Annotated in this window: 6 protein-coding genes; all 6 read left to right on the plus strand. The window is 70.2% G+C overall.

The features are described 5' to 3' along the window. Nucleotides 1–22 precede the first annotated feature (22 nt). Nucleotides 23–889, plus strand: coding sequence for a hypothetical protein (locus ACFXC1_RS25110; RefSeq protein ID WP_381246130.1), 867 nt, complete (start codon nt 23–25; stop codon nt 887–889). 116 nt (nt 890–1,005) lie between these two features. Further along, nucleotides 1,006–2,034, plus strand: a complete 1,029-nt coding sequence (gene argC, locus ACFXC1_RS25115; RefSeq protein ID WP_381245982.1) for an N-acetyl-gamma-glutamyl-phosphate reductase — start codon at nt 1,006–1,008, stop codon at nt 2,032–2,034. Continuing rightward, nucleotides 2,031–3,185 (plus strand): bifunctional glutamate N-acetyltransferase/amino-acid acetyltransferase ArgJ, encoded by a 1,155-nt coding sequence (argJ, locus tag ACFXC1_RS25120; RefSeq protein ID WP_381245984.1) that lies wholly within the window; start codon nt 2,031–2,033, stop codon nt 3,183–3,185. Before argC ends, argJ begins: the two co-directional genes overlap by 4 nt. Continuing rightward, complete coding sequence (argB, locus tag ACFXC1_RS25125) at nt 3,182–4,102, plus strand: acetylglutamate kinase (protein WP_381245986.1); 921 nt, start codon at nt 3,182–3,184, stop codon at nt 4,100–4,102. The genes argJ and argB overlap by 4 nt, the downstream gene beginning before the upstream one ends. After that, on the plus strand, nt 4,099–5,298 hold the full coding sequence (locus ACFXC1_RS25130; protein ID WP_381245988.1) for an acetylornithine transaminase: 1,200 nt from the start codon (nt 4,099–4,101) through the stop codon (nt 5,296–5,298). The genes argB and ACFXC1_RS25130 overlap by 4 nt, the downstream gene beginning before the upstream one ends. Before the next feature lie 19 nt (nt 5,299–5,317). After that, nucleotides 5,318–5,857: an arginine repressor gene (locus tag ACFXC1_RS25135; protein ID WP_381245990.1), complete on the plus strand. Its 540-nt coding sequence runs from the start codon at nt 5,318–5,320 to the stop codon at nt 5,855–5,857. Nucleotides 5,858–6,000: the final 143 nt, after the last annotated feature.

Raw genomic sequence — 6,000 nt, forward strand, 5'->3', positions numbered from 1 at the left:
ATCCCCGTACGGTCGGTTCGTGATGATCAAGTTTGACGAGTCGCGCAGGCTCGGTGTTCCGGCCCCCGAGGCGCGGCTGCGCTTCGAGGCGGAGCGGCGGGAGGACGGGGGCGGGCCGGGGCGCAGGCTGCTCGTGGTCGACGGGGAGCCCGCCTTCGAGCTCAGTTTCTGGTGCGGGACCTGCCCGTTGCTGTTCCGCCGGCTGAAGACCGCGAAGCAGACGCTGTCGTTGGAAGCCGTGCGGGAGCGACTCACCGGGACGTCGGCCGATTCGGGCGACGGCGGTGTGATCGAAGACGGTGTGATCGAAGACGGTGTGATCGGCGCGTTCGGCGCGTTGCTTCCGGAGGGCGCGTACCTTCCGATGCTGCTGCGCGTCGAGCCCCGACTTGTCGTCCCGGGCCAGGAGGGCGACTACTTCAGCGGCGAGCAGGTGGCCTCGTGGGGGATCGACCAGTTCTGGGGCCTGCCGGAGTACCCGCACACGCCCTATTACCGCACCTTCGAGACCGCGGTCGACGCGTCCGCGCACCTCTATGAGTTCGTCGTGCCCATGGTTCCCCCGACCTGGAACACGCCGGAACGGGTCGAGGAGTACGCCGAGCTGATGGGCCGGGGCACGGTCCCGACGGCCGTCGCGGTCTCGACGCTGGACGTGTGCGAGCCCGCCGGCGCCTTCGGGGAGGACCAGTCCCGGCACTGGGGTCTGACCCACTTCCTTCTCGACGGCCACCACAAACTGGAGGCCGCGGCCACCGCCGGCCACCCGGTGCGACTCCTCTCGCTGCTGGCCTTGGGGGAGGGCCTGGCCACTGCGGAGGACTGCGCCCGGCTGCCCGAGGTGCGTGGCCGACCTCGCTCGGCCCGGACGCCCGGCGCCGGCGCTTGATCCGAGCGCCGAGGACGGGGCGCCGAGTCCCGGCCGACCCGTCTGCATACCCACCCTCTCAGATTGCATAAACGTGCATCGTTACGTATAGTCATGCCATCGATGAGGAGGGTTCCATGGCGGTACGTGCGGCAGTGGCCGGAGCGAGTGGATACGCGGGTGGCGAACTCCTGCGGCTGCTCCTGGCCCACCCCGGGGTCGAGATCGGCGCCTTGACCGGCAACTCCAACGCCGGTCAGAAACTCGGCGCGCTCCAACCGCATCTGCTGCCGCTGGCCGACCGGGTGCTGGAGGAAACCACCCCCGAAGTCCTCGCCGGACACGAGGTGGTTTTCCTCGCCCTGCCGCACGGCCAGTCCGCCGCCGTCGCCGAGCAGCTCGGCCCGGACGTCCTCGTCGTCGACATGGGTGCCGACTTCCGGCTGAAGGACGCGGCCGACTGGGAGAAGTTCTACGGCTCCGCGCACGCCGGCACCTGGCCCTACGGCCTTCCCGAACTGCCGGGCGCCCGCGCCGCGTTGGAGGGGTCCAAGCGCATCGCGGTGCCCGGTTGCTATCCCACCGCCGCCTCACTCGCGCTCTTCCCGGCGTACGCCGCCGGGCTCGCCGAGAACGAGGCCGTGATCGTCGCCGCCTCCGGGACCTCGGGTGCCGGCAAGGCGCCCAAGGCCCACCTCCTGGGCTCTGAGGTCATGGGGTCCATGTCGCCGTACGGCGTCGGCGGCGGGCACCGGCACACCCCCGAGATCATCCAGAACCTCGGCGCGGCGGCCGGTGAGCCCGTCACCGTCTCCTTCACGCCGACCCTCGCGCCGATGCCCCGCGGCATTCTCGCCACGTGCAGCGCCAAGGCCAAACCCGGTGTCACCGGGGAGTCCGTGCGCGCCGCCTACGAGAAGGCCTTCGCCGACGAGCCCTTCGTGTACCTGCTCCCCGCGGGGCAGTGGCCGGCGACGGCGTCCGTCTACGGTTCCAACGCCGTTCAGGTGCAGGTCGCGTACGACGAGGCGGCGGGACGGATCATCGCGATCAGCGCCATCGACAACCTGACCAAGGGCACCGCGGGCGGTGCCGTCCAGAGCATGAACCTCGCCCTCGGACTCGACGAGACCACCGGGCTTTCTACGATCGGAGTCGCGCCGTGAGTGTGACGGCAGCACAGGGATTCACGGCCGCGGGCATCGCCGCCGGAATCAAGGAGAACGGCAACCCGGACCTGGCCCTCGTGGTCAACAACGGGCCCCGCCTCGCCGCCGCGGGCGTCTTCACCTCCAACCGCGTCAAAGCCGCGCCGGTGCTGTGGTCCGAGCAGGTGCTCAAGGGCGGCCAGGTCTCCGCCGTGATCCTCAACTCCGGTGGCGCCAACGCCTGTACGGGGCCGAAGGGCTTCCAGGACACGCACGCCACCGCCGAGAAGGTCGCGGACGTGCTGGGCCTCAACGCGGCCGAGGTCGCCGTCGCCTCCACCGGGCTCATCGGGCTGCTGCTGCCGATGGAAAAGCTGCTCCCGGGAGTCGAGACCGCCGCCGGTCAACTCTCCGAGCACGGCGGCGAGAAGGCCGCCATCGCCATCAAGACCACGGACAGCGTGCACAAGACCGCCGTCGTGAGCACCAAGGCCGGCTGGACCGTCGGTGGCATGGCCAAGGGCGCCGGCATGCTCGCCCCCGGTCTCGCCACCATGCTCGTCGTCCTCACCACCGACGCCGATGTCGAAACCGGCGTACTGGACAAGGCACTTCGGGCCGCCACCCGCACCACCTTCGACCGCGTCGACTCCGACGGGTGCATGTCCACCAACGACACCGTGCTGCTGCTCGCCTCCGGCGCCTCCCAAGTCACCCCGGGGTACGAGGAGTTCGCGGAGGCCGTCCGCGCCGTCTGTGACGACCTGGGCCAGCAGTTGATCCGGGACGCGGAGGGTGCCAGCAAGGACATCAAGATCGAGATCGTCAACGCCGCCAGCGAGGACGACGCCGTCGAGGTGGGCCGTTCCATCGCCCGCAACAACCTCCTCAAGTGCGCGATCCACGGCGAAGACCCCAACTGGGGACGGGTGTTGTCCGCGATCGGCACGACGAAGGCCGCCTTCGAGCCGGACCAGCTCAACGTCGCCATCAACGGAGTGTGGGTCTGCAAGAACGGCGGTGTCGGCGAGGACCGCGACAAGGTCGACATGCGCTACCGCGAGGTGCACATCGTCGCCGACCTCGCCGCGGGCAGTGAGACGGCCACCATCTGGACCAACGACCTCACCGCCGACTACGTCCACGAGAACAGCGCGTACTCGTCATGAGCACTACTCGCAAGCACACCGCGCTGCCCAAGGCGCAGATCCTCATCGAGGCGCTGCCCTGGCTGACCCGGCACAACGGCAAGACCGTCGTCATCAAGTTCGGCGGCAACGCCATGATCGACGAGGACCTGAAGGCCGCGTTCGCCCAGGACGTCGTGTTCCTGCACCACGCGGGCCTCAAGCCCGTCGTCGTGCACGGCGGCGGCCCCCAGATCAGCGCCGCTCTCGACAGGCACGGCATCGTCAGCGAGTTCAAGGCCGGCCTGCGCGTCACCACCGAGGACGCCATGGACGTCGTACGGATGGTGCTCGCCGGGCAGGTCCAGCGCGAACTGGTCGGGCTGCTCAACCAACACGGGCCGCTGGCCATCGGGCTGACCGGCGAGGACGCGCACACCATCACCGCCACCAAGCATCTGCCGGAGATCGACGGGGAGTTGGTCGACATCGGGCGGGTGGGTGAGATCACCGCGATCGACACCGGCGCGATCGAGGCACTGCTCGCGGACGGCCGTATCCCGGTCGTCTCGTCGATCGCGAGGAGCGAGGACGACGGACATGTCTACAACGTCAATGCTGATACGGCGGCTGCGGCACTCGCTGCTGCTCTGGGGGCCGAAACCCTCATGGTCCTCACGGACGTCGAGGGTCTCTACGAGGACTGGCCCAACAGCGACGAGGTGATCAGCCGCCTCACCGCCTCCCAACTGGAGAAACTGCTCCCGGAGTTGAGCTCCGGGATGGTGCCGAAGATGGAGGGCTGTCTGCACGCCGTCCGCAACGGCGTGACCACCGCCCGGGTCATCGACGGCCGGGTCCAGCACTCGATCCTGCTGGAGATCTTCACCGACGAGGGCATCGGCACGATGGTCGTGCCCGACCAGAAGTCAGACGAGAGTCAGGGGGACGCCGTATGACCGCGAACGAGGAGCTGACCCAGCGGTGGCAGGGGTCGCTCATGAACAACTACGGCACCCCCAAGCTTCCCCTCGTCCGCGGCGCGGGCGCCAGGCTCTGGGACGCCGAGGGCAACGAGTACACCGACTTCGTCGGAGGTATCGCGGTCAACGCGCTCGGCCACGCCCACCCGGCGATCGTCGAAGCCGTCAGCCGGCAGATCGCCCAACTCGGCCATGTCTCCAACCTGTTCATCGCCGAACCGCCCGTCGCCCTCGCCGAACGGCTCCTTGAGCGCTTCGGCCGGGACGGCAAGGTCTTCTTCTGCAACTCGGGCGCCGAGGCCAACGAAGGTGCCTTCAAGATCGGCCGGTTGACGGGCCGTCAGCACATGGTCGCCACTCAAGGCGCCTTCCATGGGCGGACGATGGGCTCCCTCGCCCTCACCGGCCAGCCCGGCAAGCAGGAGCCGTTCCTGCCGCTGCCGGGCGATGTCACTCACGTGCCCTACGGCGACGCGCAGGCCCTCGCCGCCGCCGTCACCGACGAGACCGCGCTCGTCATCATCGAGCCCATCCAGGGCGAGAACGGTGTGGTCGTACCGCCCGCCGGGTATCTGAAGGCGGCCCGCGCGATCACCGCCGCCCACGGTGCGCTGCTGGTCCTGGACGAGGTGCAGACCGGGGTCGGCCGGACCGGCCACTGGTTCGAGTACCAGGCCCACGAAGGGGTCCTGCCCGATGTCGTGACCCTCGCGAAGGGGCTCGGCGGTGGACTCCCGCTCGGCGCCACCGTCGCCTTCGGACGCGCGGCCGACCTGCTCCAACCCGGCCAGCACGGCACGACGTTCGGTGGCAACCCGGTCGCCTGCGCCGCCGGTCTCGCCGTACTCGACACGATCGAGGCCGAGGGCCTGCTCGACAACGTGAAGCGGCAGAGCGAGAAGCTGCGGGACGGAATCGAGGGCGCCGACGGCAGTTCTCGGCACCCGTTGATCGATTATGTCCGGGGTGCGGGCCTCCTCCTCGGTATCGTGCTCACCGAGCCGCTCGCGCCCCAGGTGCAACAGGCGGCTCAGGACGCCGGTTTCCTGGTCAACGCGCCCGCTCCCGATGTCGTACGGCTGATGCCTCCGCTGAACCTCGGCGACGACGAAGTGGACGCGTTCCTCCGGGCGCTGCCCGGTGTCCTGGACGTGGCCAAGGGGGACGGATGATCCGGAGAATGAGTCGACGATGAGTCAGGCGCAGGAGCACGAGCAGCCCGTGGGGCCGGCCGTGCCGCAGACCCGCACCGCCCGCCACCGCCGGATCGTGGACATCCTCAACCGGCAACCGGTGCGCTCCCAGAGCCAGTTGGCGAAGCTGCTGTCCGACGACGGGCTGAGCGTCACCCAGGCGACGCTCTCCCGGGACCTGGACGAGCTGAACGCGGTGAAGATCCGCAACAACGACGGCGACCTCATCTACGCGGTACCGAGCGAGGGCGGCTTCCGCACCCCGCGCGTGCCGCTGGGGGAGTCGGCGAAGGAGGAGCGGATGCGGCGGCTCTCCTCCGAGCTGCTGATCTCCGCGGAGGCCTCCGCCAACCTCGTGGTCCTGCGCACCCCGCCGGGCGCCGCCCAGTTCCTCGCCTCGGCGATCGACCAGGCGGAACTCCAGGACATCCTCGGCACCATCGCCGGCGACGACACGCTCCTGCTGATCAGCCGCGACCCGCTCGGCGGACAGGCCCTCGCGGACCATCTGCTGCGGCTGGCGCAGAACGACCACTGACCTACCCGTACGACCGACGGACTACGGGTCGGGGGGGGGGGGGGGGGGGGGGGGGGGGGGCCCCGCCCCCCCGGGGGGGGGGGCCCCGGGGGGGGGGGCCCCCCCCCCCCGGCCCGGCGCGGCGCGCGCCCCGCGGCGGGGCG

Origin of the sequence: Streptomyces hokutonensis, from assembly GCF_042751305.1 — a bacterium.
GTDB classification, from domain to species: Bacteria; Actinomycetota; Actinomycetes; order Streptomycetales; family Streptomycetaceae; genus Streptomyces; species Streptomyces hokutonensis_A.

Bases quoted from the DNA above. Each gene is read 5' to 3' on its own strand.
- ACFXC1_RS25110 (WP_381246130.1), top strand. From the start codon at position 23: ATGATCAAGTTTGACGAGTCGCGCAGGCTCGGTGTTCCGGCCCCCGAG.
- argC (WP_381245982.1), top strand. From the start codon at position 1,006: ATGGCGGTACGTGCGGCAGTGGCCGGAGCGAGTGGATACGCGGGTGGC.
- argB (WP_381245986.1), top strand. From the start codon at position 3,182: ATGAGCACTACTCGCAAGCACACCGCGCTGCCCAAGGCGCAGATCCTC.
- ACFXC1_RS25130 (WP_381245988.1), top strand. From the start codon at position 4,099: ATGACCGCGAACGAGGAGCTGACCCAGCGGTGGCAGGGGTCGCTCATG.
- ACFXC1_RS25135 (WP_381245990.1), top strand. From the start codon at position 5,318: ATGAGTCAGGCGCAGGAGCACGAGCAGCCCGTGGGGCCGGCCGTGCCG.